15 protein-coding genes are annotated in these 14,927 nt (G+C 64.7%); 5 read left to right on the top strand and 10 right to left on the bottom strand.

Going from position 1 to position 14,927, the window contains the following annotated elements:
• Window positions 1-195 precede the first annotated feature (195 nt).
• Window positions 196-2,487: a TonB-dependent siderophore receptor gene (locus QX039_RS04940; protein WP_315771645.1), complete on the top strand. Its 2,292-nt coding sequence runs from the start codon at window positions 196-198 to the stop codon at window positions 2,485-2,487.
• 23 nt (window positions 2,488-2,510) lie between these two features.
• Entirely contained in the window at window positions 2,511-3,689 is a 1,179-nt protein-coding gene (locus tag QX039_RS04945; RefSeq protein ID WP_315771647.1) for a PepSY-associated TM helix domain-containing protein, read from the top strand.
• 279 nt (window positions 3,690-3,968) lie between these two features.
• Here the strand turns inward: QX039_RS04945 and QX039_RS04950 are convergent, their stop codons facing one another.
• On the bottom strand, window positions 3,969-4,259 hold the full coding sequence (locus tag QX039_RS04950) for a hypothetical protein (RefSeq protein ID WP_315771648.1): 291 nt from the start codon (window positions 4,257-4,259) through the stop codon (window positions 3,969-3,971).
• 181 nt (window positions 4,260-4,440) lie between these two features.
• On the opposite strand from QX039_RS04950, the gene QX039_RS04955 reads away from it, so the two are divergent.
• On the top strand, window positions 4,441-5,052 hold the full coding sequence (locus tag QX039_RS04955) for a TetR/AcrR family transcriptional regulator (protein ID WP_315771649.1): 612 nt from the start codon (window positions 4,441-4,443) through the stop codon (window positions 5,050-5,052).
• Here the strand turns inward: QX039_RS04955 and QX039_RS04960 are convergent, their stop codons facing one another.
• Window positions 5,053-5,283: a hypothetical protein gene (locus QX039_RS04960; RefSeq protein ID WP_315771650.1), complete on the bottom strand. Its 231-nt coding sequence runs from the start codon at window positions 5,281-5,283 to the stop codon at window positions 5,053-5,055.
• Window positions 5,284-5,407: 124 nt separating this feature from the next.
• On the opposite strand from QX039_RS04960, the gene QX039_RS04965 reads away from it, so the two are divergent.
• The gene (locus tag QX039_RS04965; protein ID WP_315771651.1) at window positions 5,408-6,133 is read left to right on the top strand and encodes a Crp/Fnr family transcriptional regulator; all 726 of its coding nucleotides are present in this window, start codon (window positions 5,408-5,410) and stop codon (window positions 6,131-6,133) included.
• A 64-nt stretch (window positions 6,134-6,197) separates the two neighbouring features.
• On the opposite strand, the gene QX039_RS04970 is transcribed toward QX039_RS04965, so the two are convergent.
• From QX039_RS04970 to QX039_RS05005, 8 genes are all read right to left on the bottom strand, one after another.
• Window positions 6,198-6,551, bottom strand: coding sequence for a hypothetical protein (locus QX039_RS04970; protein WP_315736933.1), 354 nt, complete (start codon window positions 6,549-6,551; stop codon window positions 6,198-6,200).
• The gene (locus tag QX039_RS04975) at window positions 6,538-6,702 is read right to left on the bottom strand and encodes a hypothetical protein (RefSeq protein WP_315736932.1); all 165 of its coding nucleotides are present in this window, start codon (window positions 6,700-6,702) and stop codon (window positions 6,538-6,540) included. The genes QX039_RS04970 and QX039_RS04975 overlap by 14 nt, the downstream gene beginning before the upstream one ends.
• 18 nt (window positions 6,703-6,720) lie before the next feature.
• Complete coding sequence (locus tag QX039_RS04980; protein ID WP_315736931.1) at window positions 6,721-7,353, bottom strand: CAP domain-containing protein; 633 nt, start codon at window positions 7,351-7,353, stop codon at window positions 6,721-6,723.
• Window positions 7,354-7,504: 151 nt separating this feature from the next.
• Entirely contained in the window at window positions 7,505-8,533 is a 1,029-nt protein-coding gene (locus tag QX039_RS04985) for a transporter (protein WP_315737080.1), read from the bottom strand.
• 101 nt (window positions 8,534-8,634) lie between these two features.
• On the bottom strand, window positions 8,635-9,423 hold the full coding sequence (locus QX039_RS04990) for a hypothetical protein (RefSeq protein ID WP_315736930.1): 789 nt from the start codon (window positions 9,421-9,423) through the stop codon (window positions 8,635-8,637).
• 53 nt (window positions 9,424-9,476) lie between these two features.
• Entirely contained in the window at window positions 9,477-12,035 is a 2,559-nt protein-coding gene (locus QX039_RS04995; protein WP_315736929.1) for an arylsulfatase, read from the bottom strand.
• 15 nt (window positions 12,036-12,050) lie between these two features.
• Window positions 12,051-12,293: a hypothetical protein gene (locus QX039_RS05000; RefSeq protein ID WP_315736927.1), complete on the bottom strand. Its 243-nt coding sequence runs from the start codon at window positions 12,291-12,293 to the stop codon at window positions 12,051-12,053.
• A gap of 63 nt (window positions 12,294-12,356) precedes the next feature.
• The gene (locus QX039_RS05005; protein ID WP_315736926.1) at window positions 12,357-12,623 is read right to left on the bottom strand and encodes a hypothetical protein; all 267 of its coding nucleotides are present in this window, start codon (window positions 12,621-12,623) and stop codon (window positions 12,357-12,359) included.
• Here QX039_RS05005 and QX039_RS05010 point away from each other — a divergent pair.
• A complete protein-coding gene (locus tag QX039_RS05010; protein WP_409998853.1) occupies window positions 12,607-14,916 on the top strand; it encodes a tetratricopeptide repeat protein in 2,310 nt (769 codons plus the stop codon). The genes QX039_RS05005 and QX039_RS05010 overlap by 17 nt on opposite strands.
• Window positions 14,917-14,927 lie beyond the last annotated feature (11 nt).

Below are 14,927 nucleotides of genomic sequence, written 5' to 3' on the forward strand. Positions count from 1 at the left end.
TGATCAGTTCGCGCGCGAGGCCGCAAAGCTGCCGCGTGCGCGCGCATGTCCGAACCAATTCAGAACATTTCGGCGCCGCGCTGCTTAGAGCAATTCAACTCAGCGCGGCGTGTTCATCGCTCGACCTCGTTGCTACACACCACGTCATGCAAACCGTTCGCTTGAACGGCGCGACGTTGGAAGTGAAAGTAAACGATGACGAAGATGGAAGGCCGGCGCGATCCGCGCTCCGGCACGTGTCACACGATTGCGATCCTGAGTGCCCTGACCGCCGACCTGCTCTGCTCCTCCACACTGCATGCTCAATCCGAGCTGCCGCCGGTGACGGTGGACTCGTCGACACCGAAGCGTAAACCTCAAGCCACCTCTGGCGCGCCACAGCGCCGCGCCCAGGCGCAGCCGGCACGGCGCGCCGCGCAACCACCGCCGATGCCGACGCGCGCCGAGCGCGCCGCAGCCGAGGCCGCGGTGCTCGATGCCGCCAAGCTCAACTACAGGGCCATGCCGAGCGCGACGACCCTGCGCAGCGGCGCCTCGCCGCTCGATGCGGCGCAGTCGGTCAATGTCGTGCCAGCGCAGGTGATCAAGGATCAGTTGCCGCGCAATCTCGACGACGCGCTCGCCAACATCTCTGGCGTCACCCAGACCAACACGCTCGCCGGCACCCAGGATGCAGTGATGCGGCGCGGCTTCGGCGACAACCGCGACGGCTCGATCATGCGCAACGGCATGCCGCTGGTACAGGGGCGCAGCCTCACCGCCGCGGTCGAGAGCGTCGAGGTGCTGAAGGGGCCGGCCTCGCTGCTCTACGGCATCATGGACCCCGGCGGCATCGTCAACACCATCAGCAAGCGGCCGGAGCTGTATCAGCACGGCTCGGTCACGCTGCTCGGCTCGGCCTATGCCAACGACAAGACCGGCGCGGACGGCACCGTGGACGTGACGGGCCCGATCGGCGATGGCGGGCTCGCCTATCGCTTCATCGGCTACGGCGTCAGCGAGGACTATTGGCGCAATTTCGGCCGCCACCGCGAGATGCTGGTGGCGCCGTCGCTCGCCTGGTACGGCGACATGACGACGGTCCAGCTCACCTACGAGCACCGCGAGTTCATCAGCCCGTTCGATCGCGGCACCGCCTTCGTCAACGGCGCGCCGCTGGCGATCCCCGCGACGCGGCGGCTCGACGAACCCTACAACAACATGTGGGGACAATCCGACCTCGTCCAGGCCTCGGTCGAGCAGAGGCTCAACGAGGACTGGAAGCTGATCGCGGCCTACAGCTACAACACCGAGACCTACAGCGCCAACCAGTTGCGCATCACCTCCATCGACGCGACCACCGGCGCGGAGACGCGCAGCAACGACGGCACCTGGGGCTCGCTCAGCAGGGTCAGCTACGGCACCTCCTATCTGCAGGGCGGCTTCTGGATCGGCGGGATGCGCAACGAGGTGCTAGTCGGCGGCGACGCGCAGTATCGCACCATCTATCGCCAGGACCTCATCCGGCAGAAGGTCTCGACGTTCAACATCTACAACCCGGTCTATGGGCTGATCCAGCCGGGCACGACGATCTCGGCCACCGACAGCGACCAGACCGACAAGCTCGGCACCTACTCGCTGTTCCTGCAGGACACGCTGCATCTGACCGACAAGCTCGCGCTGGTCGGCGGCGTGCGCTACATGGACTATGAGCAGATCGCCGGACGCGGACGGCCGTTCAAGGCCAACACCGATGTCGCCGCCGACAAGGTGCTGCCGCTCGGCGGCGCCATCTTCAAGCTCAGCGACCAGCTCTCGCTCTATGCCAGCTACACGCAGTCGCTGAAGCCGAACTCGACGATCGCCCCGCTCAGCGGCGGCGTCGTGCTCGGCTCCAGCATCGCGCCGGAGGAAGGCACGGCCTGGGAGGCCGGCTTCAAGTTCGACCTCGACAAGCGGCTGTCCGGCACTATCGCGGTCTACGACATCGACAAGCGCAACGTGCTGGTGTCGCAGACCAATGCCAGCAACGTGGTCGAATACACCACCGCCGGCAAGGCGCGCTCGCGCGGCGCCGAGCTCGACGTCACCGGCAAGCTCTCCGATCACTGGAGCATGATCGGCAGCTACGGCTACACCGACGCAAGGGTCACGGAGGATCCGGTCTATGCCGGCAAGCGGCTGCAGAACGTCGCGCTCAACACTGCCTCGCTCTATCTCGTCTACGACTTCGGCACCGCCCTGCCCGGCCAGCTCCGGCTCGGCGGCGGCGCGCGCTATGTCGGCGACCGCGCCGGCGACGCCGCCAACAGCTTCGTGCTGCCGTCCTATGTGGTCGCCGACCTCTTCGCGACCTATGAGACCAGGCACCAGAACCTGCCGGTGATCTATCAGCTCAACGTCAAGAACCTGTTCGACAACGTCTACTACCCCTCGGCCGTGAGCGCGCTGAACGTCGCGGTCGGCGATGCCAGGCGGGTGTCGCTGTCGGCAACGGTGAAGTTCTAGCAACGAGGCAGGGAGGACGCCGCTTGACGCCATTGCGCATCAAACCAGCGCTGCTGCAGATCCACTCCGTCCTGGGCCTCGCGGCGGCGCTGATCCTCGCCTTGATGGGCCTCACCGGCGCGGTCATGAGCTTCGAGGACGAGATCCAGGCCGGCCTCAACGCCTCGCTGGCGCGCGTCGCTCCGCGGGTGGAGGCGCCGCTCGCGCCGTCGGAGCTCGTCGCGCGGCTGCAGGCCGATCCCGAGGCCGGCAAGGTGGCCGCAATCACGCTGTCGCGCGATCCCACCGCCGCCGTGCGCATCCGCTTCGCGCGCGGAGAGGACGGCGGGCGGCCAACCTCGGCGCTGGTCGATCCCTATGACGGCCGCATGCTCGGCCCGATCAGCGGCGAGGCGTTCTTCGCCACGGTCCGCCGGCTGCATCGCTGGCTGCTGCTGCCGGGCGACGGCAATGGCGCCGGCCGCCAGATCACCGGCGCCGCGGTGCTCGGGCTCGTGGTGCTGCTGATCACGGGCCTCGTGCTGCGCTGGCCACGACGGGCCGGCAGCGCGACGCTGTGGCTCAAGCCGCAGCTCGGCCTGAACGGTCGCGGCCTGCATCGCTCGCTGCACAGCGTGATCGGCACATGGGTGCTGCCGGTCTACCTGGTGATGGCGCTGACCGGGCTGTCCTATTCCTACGCCTGGTACAAGGACGGCCTGACCTGGCTGCTCGCGCCGTCCTCGTCGCCCGCCCCGATGCCCGGCAAGGCCTCACGCGACGGCCGGGCAGATTCCACAGCGCAGGCCAAGCTCGTCGCGCTCGACGCAGTGTGGGCCACGTTGCGCGAACAGATCGGGGATCGCTTTGCCGTGATGCAGCTCACCTTGCCCACGGGCGTCGGCACGGCGGTGCGCGTGCGCACCTGGCCGAGCGAGGCGCACGACGGCAGGCGCGACGAATTCCGCGTCGACGGCGCGACGGGCCGGCTGCTCGCGGCCGAGCGTTACGCCGACAAGACCGTGGGCGAGCGCGCCCTGGCGCGGATCCTGGATATCCACCGCGGCAGCATTCTCGGCTGGTCCGGCCAATTCGTCTTCATGCTCGCCGCCGCGCTGATGCCGCTGTTCGGGATCACCGGCGTGCTGCTCTACGTCTCGCGCAGACGGCTGCGCCGTCGGCCAGAGCCGGCACGGACGATCCAGCTCGCTCCGGGCGAATGAGGACGCGCGCTCAGGCCACCGCGCGGGCGTGCGACACGCGCCGGACGGCGTTGGCGGCGATGATCACGTGCAGCAGCAGCGACAGGCCGCCAGCAGCGCTGCGGCCATGAACGCGGCACCGGCAACCCAGTGACGGGTGAGAAGGTCCAGCATCACCTATTGATGTGCGAGCCGGCTGACTTGCCAAGCCGGGTTGTCCCGGAGCGACGCCGCCTGCTCCGGGAGGCTGCGGCCTCATGTCCCGTCGCAGCCTCCAAACCTTATGGGGCGCGGCGCGACCTACTTCAGCAGCACCAGGCATTCGCCGGCCGGCGTGGCGTTGGCGCGGGCGGTGTCGCGATCGAACTTGTCGGCCATCACCAGCGGCCTGACACGCTCGACGATCGCGTCCTTGACGACGCTGTCCGGGCCGATGGCCGGCGCGGTCACGTCGTAGATCTGCTTCGCCACCGGCGACAGCTTGGCGGCGCAACTGTCGGCAGCGGCGCGGTTGCCGGCCAGCGCGGCCTGCGACAGAAGACATTGGGAGATGGCGATGATTGTGACAAACGGGAATGCGACGCGCAGCACGGCAATCACTCCTTCGTGCAAATGAGGTTCAGCCCGGTGCAAGCAGGCTCGGCCCGGAGCCCATCCACTCATGGTCCGGCCGCCCGCATGCGGGCTCTGATCCAACCCGAGCCGGCGGCAACGCCTACTCGATTTCGCCCGTCCGCCAGCCAAGGTCCAGACCGTGCAGCAAGCTCCTGAAATGCTTCGAAAAACCCCGGTGCAGAAGCGCACGCGGCAGACCCTCGACGTGATCTTCGAGGCGACTGCTCAACTTCTGCAGAGCGGCGGCGGCAAGGGCCTGAGCACGAACGCCATCGCCGAGCGCGCGGGCTTCTCGATCGGCACGCTCTACAGCTACTTCAGGGACAAGACCTCGCTGTTGCGTGCGCTGGTGCTGCGCGAGTTCGCCCGCCAGGAGGCGCAGTTCGCGGAGGCGCTGGAGACGCATCGCGGGCTCGGCCGCGAGGCGATCGTGCGCGCGGTGGTGCGCCAGGGCTTTGCCCCGTTCGCCGGCCGTCACCATGTGCGGCGCTATCTGCTCGGCCTGTTGGGCCATGACGCGGAGCTGCAGAAGGCGCTGCACGAGATGGTGGACCGCATGACCGAGCGGCTGATCGAGGCGGCGGGATTGCGGAGCGAGACGATGCCGGCCGCGCGCCGCTTCATCCTGGTGCGCGCTGCGCTGGGACCGATCCGGGCCGCCGTCATGCGCGAGCATCGCCTCGTCGGCACACGCGAGCTGGAGGACGAGCTGGTGCGGCTGATGCTGTTTCTGATGGAGCAGGACACGGCGCCGGCGCGATCGGTCTAGTCACGAGCGATCGCGCCGCGCAGCCGACGAACGCCGTGCGGGTCTGTTCGGCGCGGTCTCGGATGGCCGATGGCGGCGCAGATCGCGGATGGCGCGCGAGAGCTCCTGATCCGACATCGGATGCACCAACGGATCGGAGCGGCCGTCGTTCCCCACCGTGCTGCTCTCGCCATCGGCAGCTGCACCGCCGAACAAGCGCCGGACCACGTCGAGGAACGCAATGTGGGGCATGACTGTTCTCCCGAGGCGGCGCCCGGTGACTTTTACCCGCATCTTCTGCGCTCAACTTTAGTTCGGAACTGCCGGCGGCATCATCTCATTTGATATGCGAGAGGACGACACGGGCACGATTGCGATGGAAGCGAACCGGACCGTCATCACCAAGCTCAAGGAGCATTCGCAGCTCTCGAACGACGACGTCGCCGAGATCAAGACGCTCAGCTTCGCCCCGCGCGAGCTGGTCGATCATGAGGACCTGATCCGCCAGGGCGACGAGCCGGACCGCTCCGTCGTCGCGCTGTCCGGATGGGTGGCGCGCTATCACCTGCTGCCGAGCGGCGCGCGGCAATATCTCTCCTTCCACATGCCAGGCGACTGGCCTGACGCCCAGGCCATCTTCCTCGACCGCATGGATCACGCCGTCTGCGCGATCGGGCCGGCGGTGGTGGCGAGCATTGCGCACAAGGAGCTGATCCGCGCGATCAGCCGGCGGCCGGCGCTCGGCTTTGCGATCTGGCGCGAGACGCTGATCGATGCGTCGATCTTCCGCGAGGCCGTCACCAACAACAGCGCGCGGAGCAAGCCGGCGCGAATGGCGCATCTGTTCTGCGAGCTGTTCTATCGCGCCAGGGCGCTCGGCCACGTCCGGGACGATCAGTTGCCGTTGCCGGTGAGCCTGGTGCAGCTCGGCGAGGCGCTGGGCATGGCAATCGCGACGGTCAACCGCACGCTGGTCGATCTGCGCGCCAGCCGCGCCGTCGATTTCCGCAGCGGCATGCTGACGGTGCATGACTGGCCGCGCCTGAGCGAGATCGGCGAATTCGATCCCGGCTATCTGCACCTGAAGAAGCAGCCGCGCTGAGGCACAGGTCTCAGCGCGGCCAATCGCGTGGGATCGTAGATCCCACCTCTTACGGCGCGTCAGCTCAGGCGAGCTTGGTGACGAGCGTGACCGCGTAGGCGTACGGCCCGTTCGGGCTCTTCTCGGCGATCCAGGCGCAGTACCAGTCGGAGCCGTAGCGCAGGCCCGTGTCCCATCCCGAGCCGCCGCCATGCTCGTTGTCCCACGACCAGGCCTTGCGGTCCTTCTTCGGATCGGAAGGGAAGCTGCTGCCGCTGTAGACGGAGATCTGCCCCTGCTGCGCGCGGAACGGGGCGTTCGTGCTCCACTTGAGCCACAGATTGCCCTGTTCCTCGTAGGACGTGAGCGACCATTGGAAGGACGCCGAGGCGGTCTGCGGGTTGGTGCTGGTGGTTGAGGTCTGCTCAATGACTGCCATGATGGTCTCCGTTCAAAATGAGATGAAAAATCTTCACGATAGTGGCTGCCCAAAAGACAACCATTAATTGCATAGCTGATAAAGCTCGCCCCGACAACGTGCGCTGTTCGCACAACGCCGTGATCGCGCGGCGGGCGTCGCGTTCAGCCATGGCCGCAGGTCACTGCGCTCAGATGCAGAGACCGATGACCTTGATGCTGAGGTGGCAGTCCTTGGAGGCGGATGTCGGCGGCTTGGCGCCCCAGCGCGTCACCGGCGTGGCGTTGCCTTTCTCGGATCGGGTCGCGGTCTGCGCGACGATGGCCTTGGCCTTGCTCTTCGGAGCGCCCTTCGGCTTGTCGGCGTCGTAGTCGCCCGCGATCACCATCGCCCAATAGGTGCGCTTGCCGCTGGCATTCTTTGCGCTGGCGATGCCGACCTTGGTCGCCTTGGGGAGCAGCAGATTCTTGCGATGACCCGCCGAGTTGATCCACTGTCCCAGCGTCTTGTCGAAATTGTCATAGCCGTAGGCGATGTTCTCGGCCGCGCGGCCGGCCTTCGACGGCGCCACGCGGCGCGTGAACGGGCCGAGCACCTCGTGGCTGAGATCGTCCTTGTCGGCCATCGCACGCGCCTGCTCCATCGCGATGCGGTCGAGCGTCGCGTCGCGCGTCACGCGGCCTTCGCCATGCGCGAGCCGGAACGCCGAGATCTGATCGGCCGGTGCGGCGTCGCCGGCAAATGCCGCATGGGCCGACAGCGCCAGCAGCGCTGCAACCAAAACCGCGCCAAAGCCGCGCAACGTGAAACGAAGCTCCCGCATGCTAGGACACGTACTCATCAATCCGGAGTGGGTAAGCGCAGCTCGACCGCCGTTTCGGTCCGAAGCGACGGACGTGCTGCACCGCCGCGGAACCACCCGATATGACAATGCCGGAATTCAGTCCAATGCGGGAGGTCGATACTTCTCTATTCTATTTCGACACTTTGTGCCAAGTCGGCGCCACCGTGCTGGCGGGCGCGGCCTCCGAGATCGAGAACGTCAGCCACGTGTTCCAGCCCGACGGCCGGTTGGCGGCGTCGAACTCGCCATATCCCTTCAGCCCCAGGAACGCCTGATTGCTGCCGATCTGGAAAATATATCCGATCTGCGGGCCAACGCCGAGGACGCGCGAGCGGAAGCCGCCGAGAACGGCGGGTTGACCGAAGTCATCGGTAATCTGCTGATAGGCGTAGCCGACGAAACCGACGAAGACCTGCTTCGACAGGAACTGCGACACGCCCCAGTCCAGATGGAAATCGATGCCGCTCTGGTATTGGGTATCGGGATTCTTGAAATTGTAGGTCAAGCCGCCGACGGCCGAAAATTCCGTGCCGGTCGTCGGATTCAAATAAGTGTAGCCGCCGCCAAAGTCGATGGCGCCGTGACCGATGCCGATGTTGGCCAGCCGGTTCCGACTGTAGTCGCCGACGGGAATATCGCCGGTGCCGTAGACCATGGTGTTGTGGACGCCGTTATTCCACTTCAGCTTCACGGTCGGATAGAGATCTCCGTAAGAGACGAGTGCATCTTCGAGGAATCCGGTGCGCGTGCTGACGATCGGACCGGCAACCGTCGTCAACGTACCGGCGATGCTCGCGGAATTTCTGCCGTAGACGCTGGCCAGCGTCGCCGACAACTGGCCGCCGAGCACGGGCGTCGCAAACGTGTAGGTCGGCGCGATGAACATCAGATCGGCCTGGCCGCGCAAAGCCAGATTGAGATCGATGTTGACGGTCGGAGAAAATCGTCCGACCTGGAACTCGCGCGACGCCGCGGCCGCGCCTGAGGCACCCACGCTCGTATGGTAGTAGATGGCAGCCACCGACCAGCCCGGCGTGGCAGGCGTTGCGGCGAGGCTGCCGTACAATCCCGGCAGCCAGAACGAAATGCCGCTCTCATCGGCATGGGCGACCAGAGGCGAAAACGAAGCGAACGCGGCGGACGCGAAAACGCCGCTCAGCCACAATCGCAGGAAGCCGGACCTGCGTCCCGATCTATCGCGCTGCAATCGTACCCCCCACGCTCCCATTTCAGGCGGCATGCCTGAGTTGTCGTCGACGACTACGGCTTGTAGTCGCTCATCCCAGGTCCGGTCTTGTCGTAGACATTGAAAAACTCGTCCGACATGATCGTAGCGATACCACTTTTGGGTACCTCGGTCAGATCTTTCTCAAGCGTCTTGATCCGGAACTTCCACCCGGGCGGGAGCTGCTTGAAGTTGCTTGCTCCTGCGGCAACGAATTGTTCGAAGGTATGCTGCGGCTTGAGGCCTAGCTGGAATCCCTTCATGATCCAGGTATTGCCCTCGGCATCGTCGAGAAGAAGCGCCAGGGCGCCCTTTTTCCAACCGAGCCCGCTCTCCCGCGCGATGGTGATCGGCTTGTACGGAGTGGTTTCCGAGACGCTCACGTTGCTGCCAAGATTCAACTGGGCGACCCATGCGGTGGCGATTCCGTTGAACTCTCTTTGCTTTCCGACGGTGACCTCGACCCAATCCGGCAGCCAGATTTTCGGACCATTCAACGATGCGCCGAGCACGCCGAAGTCCTTCTTCATGGCCTCGAAATCAAGGCCTTCGACCAACATTTGCGGGGCAGTGTCTCTCGACGCGGGGATTCCCTTCGAGGTGAATATGCTGTTGTGGCAGGCGGCAACCACCTTCCCCGTCTTCGCATCGCGGCCTGCGAGGAAGATCTCGATGAAACGAACCTTGCTGGTGTTATCGAAGCGCCTGCTGACAGCGCCGTTGCCGTCAGCGAGAACCTCGGGTTCCGCGGTGCTTGCATTTTGCGCGACCGCTCCCCCTAGGCTCGAGGCCAGAAGGATCGTCGCCAGAATGGCTGTTTTCATTGCCCCTCCTTCTCAAGGGACCGATCACTGACCTGGCGAGCGCGAAGAGCGCATCAATCGGACAGTCCTTTCTTCAACGCCGCTGCCTTGCGGGCTTGGACGGCTTCTTCAGTGTCGGCCTTCTTCATACCCACTAGATCGATCGTCACCTTGCCGATCTTGCCTGTGAACTTGAACGGCACCTTGTAGGCCTCGGTAACAGGCGTGCCCTCATCGGCGCCGACGTCAGCGCCTTCGTCCGCGGAGTAGAAGCAGCATTGGGTTCGTTCGATCCGGCCGGTCGCGACGGTCTTTCCGTTCACGAGGATCGTGCCCACGCCACCCTTGCCCAGGCCGCCACCGTCGTACGCGAACTCAAAGCGCAATGCGGCTTTGCCTGCCGGAAGAGCCTGCTTGGCGGTTACGGTGTATCGCTGCAGACCGAGAAAGTTATACGTGTAGGTCGGCTTGCCGTCCTTCAGGTAGAAGGTCCAGCCACCGAACCGTCCGGCCTGGGCGATGATGACGCCATTGGCTCCGCCCTTCGGGATGTCCAGATCGGCAGTAATGGCGTGCGATTGGTTCTTCAGGTTGATGAAGACATTCTCCGTCATCCCGATCATGCCTTCGTAGACCGTCAGGCTGGTGCGGCCGGCCATCAGGTCGGGACGTCCGACCAGCGCCGCGTTGGTGCGCTCCAGGGTGCGGTCGTCGAGCGGCAGCACGTTGTATTTCACTGCTTCCCTCAGGAACAGCTCCTGCATCTCCTTCAGCTTGTCCGGATTTTTGGCCGCCAGATCGTTGCTCAGGCTGAAGTCCGATCGCGCATCGTAAAGCTCCCAGATATCCTGCTGGAGCGGCCGCCGCGGCTTGGTTTCCCAGGCCGCCCGGTGCACCGTACCGGCCAGCCAGCCGTCGCTGTAGATCGCACGGTTGCCGAAGATTTCGAAATACTGCGTCGCATGCCTGCTCGGCGCCTTGGCGTCGGCAAAGCTGTAGGTCATGCTCACGCCCTCGATGGGAGTCTGGACCGTTCCATTTACGCTCTTGGGCTCGGGCAGTTTCGCTGCTTCGAGAATGGTCGGTACGATGTCGATGACGTGATGCCACTGCGGGCGAAGCTCGCCTTTCGCCGCGATCCCCTTCGGCCAATGGACGACCATGCCGTTGCGGGTGCCGCCATAGCTCGAGGCCACTTGCTTGGTCCAGGTAAACGGAGTGTCGCCAGCGACCGCCCAGCCGGCGGCGTAATGGCCGTAGGTGTTGGGACCGCCGAGTTCGTCATAGTGCTTCAAGACGTCCTGGACGGTTTCCTGCACTCCATTGAAATAGGTCATCTCGTTGTACAGGCCATTCGCGCCGCCTTCGGCGCTCGCGCCGTTGTCGCCGACGATGTAGAAGATCAACGTATTGTCGAGTTGGCCCGTTGTCTTGATGGCGTCGATCAGGCGGCCGATCTCTGTGTCGGTGTATTCGCCAAATCCAGCGAATACTTCCATCTGGCGCACGAACAGCTTCTTCTCGTCAGCGCTCAGCTTGTCCCAGTCCTGGATGGCGTCCGGCTTCGGGGCGAGCTTGGTATCGGGTGGCACCACGCCGAGCTTGATCTGCCGCGCCAACGTCTCCTCGCGCAGCTTGTCCCAGCCCTGATCGAACTTGCCCTTGTACTTGGCGATCCATTCTTTGGGCACCTGATGCGGGGCATGGGTGGCGCCGGGTGCAAAATACATGAAGAACGGCTTGTCCGGCGTCAGCGATTTCTCCGACCGCATCCAGTCGATCGCCTTGTCGGTCATGTCGGTCATGAAATGATAGTTCGGGTCCTTCGACGGCTCCACCTGGGTCATGCCATCGTAAATCAGCGGCGCCCATTGATTGGTTTCGCCGCCCATGAAGCCATAGAACTTGTCGAAGCCCTGGCGCGTCGGCCAGCGGTCGGTCGGGCCGGAGGGACTGACCTCCCATGCCGCGGTCTCGTGATTTTTGCCGAAATGCGCCGTGCTGTAGCCGTTCAACCGCAGCATCTCCGCGACGGACGCGACATTGTTGGGACGCTGGCCCGTCTGTCCCGGGAAGGTCGTCGCGGTTTCCGCGATCGATCCGAAATTGTTCATGTGATGGTTGCGGCCGCTGAGCAGCGCCGCGCGGGTCGGCGAACAAAGCGCCGTGGTGTGAAACTCGTTGTAGCGGAGACCCTCGTTGGCGAGGCGGTCGACCGTCGGCATCCTGATTGGGCCGCCAAACGCGCTCGACTGGCCGAAGCCCATGTCGTCGATGAGCACGATCAGTACATTGGGTGCACCGGCCGGCGCCTTGACTTCAAACCGCGGCGGCGGCGTCGCATCGCGCGCATCGAATACGGTGCTGTGTGGAGGGTGCGGTTCAGGAATCGGCAGAACCGATCGCTCGGTCGGCAACACAGCACTCGGCGGCGCCGACTGTTGGGCCAATGCTGGAAGCACGAGTAGCGTCGTCAATGACAGCGCCGACACAGCCAACTTCACTATTTGCTTCATGATCACTGCCTTCAAATGAGACAATTTGACACGGCTTCTCGCTGCCGGAACAATTCCTGCCCGCAAATCGCGATCATCGGCGCGGGCAATGACGTTCGGCCAGCCCAACCGGCTCAAGGAGAAGCGAAAATTCTAGCGTCTGCCGACGCGATTGACCGGCCCGCCTCGATTCATCGGCGTTCCCCGCACGCGCACGCCTGGGGTCACCACGGCGCGCGCCACCGGGCGGGGCCGCAGCACGACGCCGGGCCTCACGACGCAGCCGACGGGATACTCGACATACTGACAATACACGACGGCACTAGCCCTTTCAGTGCTCGCGGCTACGAACCCCGTCACCAGCAACAGCCCTGTTAGGGCAATTGATAATTTCATCTTGGCATCCTCCCATCGGACAGCTCATCATCGGGGCCTCCGGGAGGCACGCCTTGATGCAGGTCAAGCGACCTTGGCAAACATTCCTGCATTTGCGGAAATGACCGACGGAGCAGCTTGATCGCAAGCTGACCAATTGGGCCGTGAGGTAAAAGCGTTGACACGCAGGCGGCCAAAAGCCGGCACGAAGGGATCGCGGAAGGGATCCGCCGCGGCCCCATCACCGGCTGCGCCGCAGGATCGGCTTGCTTCCGGCGAAACGGCCTTCTCCAGGCGCGCGACCTGGATTGCAGTAGCGGTCACGATCGCGCTCGTGCTGGTGGTCGGCATGGTTTTTCATCTCCTCAAGGCCGGCGGACCGGCCTCCACGGCGCAGGCCTCATTCGTCGCCACCTATGTGGGCAGCGAAAGCTGCGCCGGCTGCCATCAGGCAGAAGCCAAATTATGGGATATTTCGCAGCACAAGGCCGCGATGGCGCACGCGACCGACAAGACCGTGCTCGGCGATTTCAACAAGAGCTTCGACTATTTCGGTGTGCAGTCCCGCCTCTTCCGCGATGGCGGAAAATTCATGATCGAAACCGACGGGCCCGACGGCAAGCTTGCCGTGTTTGAGGTGAAGTACACGTTCGGTATCGATCCGCTGCAACAATATCTTGTTGAATTTCCAGATGGGCGCATCCAGGCGCTGCCGATCGCATGGGACGGCCGGCCCAAGGACAACGGCGGCCAGCGTTGGTTCCATCTCCATCCCGAGGAAGAGATCAAGCACGACGACGTCCTGCACTGGACCAAGCTGAACCAGAACTGGAATTTCATGTGCGCGGAATGCCACTCGACCGGCCTGCGCAAGCATTACGACGCCGCGACGGATCGCTTCGCGACGACATGGGCGGAAATCAGCGTCGGTTGCGAGACCTGTCACGGTCAGGGCTCCGCCCACGCCGCCTGGGCGCGTGACAAGCAACGCTGGTGGCCGTTCGGCAAGCACGAGGATCCGAGCAAGGGATTGCTGGTCCGCTTCGATGAACGGCGCGGCGTCACTTGGCCGATCGATCCGCGGAGCGGAAATGCGATGCGTTCAGCCGCGCCGGCCGCGCTGCGAAAGGAGATCGAGACGTGCGGGCTATGCCACGCGCGCCGTGCCGGCTTCAGCGAGGACTGGGCACCCGGTCAATCGCTGTCCCAGACCCATATGGTCGAGGCGCTCGCGCGGACCACTTATCATGCCGATGGCCAGATCCGCGATGTGGAGGAGCCCTATAATTATACGCCGTTCAAGCAGAGCAAGATGTTTGCCGCCGGCGTTACCTGCAGCGATTGTCACGAGCCGCACGGCGCAAAGCTCCGAGTCTCCGGCGAAGGTGTTTGCGTGCAATGCCATGCGTCCGAAAAATACGCCGATGCGAAGCATCGCCATCACGCGGGCGCCGATCCGACGCCGACCTGCATGTCGTGCCACATGCCGGCGCGCACCTATATGCAGATCGACCCGCGTCACGATCACGCCTTCCGCGTTCCGCGACCGGATCTTTCGGTCACGTTGGGGACCCCGAACGCCTGCAACGACTGCCACAGCGACAAACCGGCGCAATGGGCCGCCGCCGCGATCGAGCAATGGTTCGGGCCCGACCGAAAGGGCTTCCAGACCTATGGGCCCGCATTCCACGCAGCACGCAGCGACCAGGCCGACGCCGCCGCGCTGCTTGGCCTTCTGGCCGCGGACAGGAACGCGCCGGCTGTGGCGCGTGCGAGCGCGCTCGGCGAACTCGCCTCGCGCATCGCTCCGGCGAACATTGTGACCGCACGGGCAGGCCTGGCCGATCCCGATCCCATGGTGCGGATCGGCGCGCTGGACATGCTGGAAAACGTGCCTGCCGGCCAGATTTGGCCGCTGGTCTCGCCGCTGCTCACCGATCCCGTGCGTGGCGTGCGGATCAGGGTCGCCTCCCTGCTCGCTTCCGTTCCGACTGCAAGCCAGCCGCTGCCCGATCGCGCACGCTTCGATCAGGCGGCAGGCGAATTCATCACGGCGCAGCGCGCCAATGCCGAACGGCCCGAGGCCCGCACCGCACTGGCAAACTTCCTGGCCTTGCGCGGACGGACCGGGGACGCGGAGACCGAGTACAAGGCAGCCCTCAGGCTCAGCCCGCACTATGCGGCGGCCGCCATCAATCTGGCCGACCTCTATCGCCAAATTGGCCGCGACGGCGACGGAGAAACTGTTCTGCGCGGAGCAATTGCGGCATCACCTGCCGACGCGGCCGCGCATCACGCACTCGGCCTGACCTTGACCCGGCTGAAGCGGCACGACGAGGCGCTCGCCGAGTTGCGCAGAGCAACCGAACTCGAACCGGGTCGCGCACGCTATATCTATGTTTACGCGGTGGCGCTGCATTCCGGCGGGCGAGCCGACGAAGCAATGACGGTCCTAAAGGAAGCTCTGGAAAGCCATCCCAATGATAGGGATGTGCTGTCCGCTCTGGTTTCGCTCAGCCGCGCGACAGGCGATGCAAAGGCGGCGCTGGGCTACGCCGAAAGGCTCGCAATCATGACGCCGGAGGACCGGAATCTGGCGGCGTTCATCGGCGAGATCAGGCGGCAGATTGACAAGCCAAACTAAGATAGCTGGCT

This window comes from Bradyrhizobium sp. SZCCHNR1043 (genome assembly GCF_032489675.1).
Classification (GTDB): Bacteria; Pseudomonadota; Alphaproteobacteria; order Rhizobiales; family Xanthobacteraceae; genus Bradyrhizobium.

What these genes read in the sequence shown, in the direction of transcription:
- QX039_RS05000 (WP_315736927.1), bottom strand. Translation starts at nt 12,293, where the DNA reads ATGAAATTATCAATTGCCCTAACAGGGCTGTTGCTGGTGACGGGGTTC.
- QX039_RS04990 (WP_315736930.1), bottom strand. Translation starts at nt 9,423, where the DNA reads ATGAAAACAGCCATTCTGGCGACGATCCTTCTGGCCTCGAGCCTAGGG.
- QX039_RS04960 (WP_315771650.1), bottom strand. Translation starts at nt 5,283, where the DNA reads ATGCCCCACATTGCGTTCCTCGACGTGGTCCGGCGCTTGTTCGGCGGT.
- QX039_RS05005 (WP_315736926.1), bottom strand. Translation starts at nt 12,623, where the DNA reads ATGCCGACCACCAGCACGAGCGCGATCGTGACCGCTACTGCAATCCAG.
- QX039_RS04980 (WP_315736931.1), bottom strand. Translation starts at nt 7,353, where the DNA reads ATGCGGGAGCTTCGTTTCACGTTGCGCGGCTTTGGCGCGGTTTTGGTT.
- QX039_RS04970 (WP_315736933.1), bottom strand. Translation starts at nt 6,551, where the DNA reads ATGGCAGTCATTGAGCAGACCTCAACCACCAGCACCAACCCGCAGACC.
- QX039_RS04965 (WP_315771651.1), top strand. Translation starts at nt 5,408, where the DNA reads ATGGAAGCGAACCGGACCGTCATCACCAAGCTCAAGGAGCATTCGCAG.
- QX039_RS04955 (WP_315771649.1), top strand. Translation starts at nt 4,441, where the DNA reads ATGCTTCGAAAAACCCCGGTGCAGAAGCGCACGCGGCAGACCCTCGAC.
- QX039_RS04940 (WP_315771645.1), top strand. Translation starts at nt 196, where the DNA reads ATGACGAAGATGGAAGGCCGGCGCGATCCGCGCTCCGGCACGTGTCAC.
- QX039_RS04975 (WP_315736932.1), bottom strand. Translation starts at nt 6,702, where the DNA reads ATGGCTGAACGCGACGCCCGCCGCGCGATCACGGCGTTGTGCGAACAG.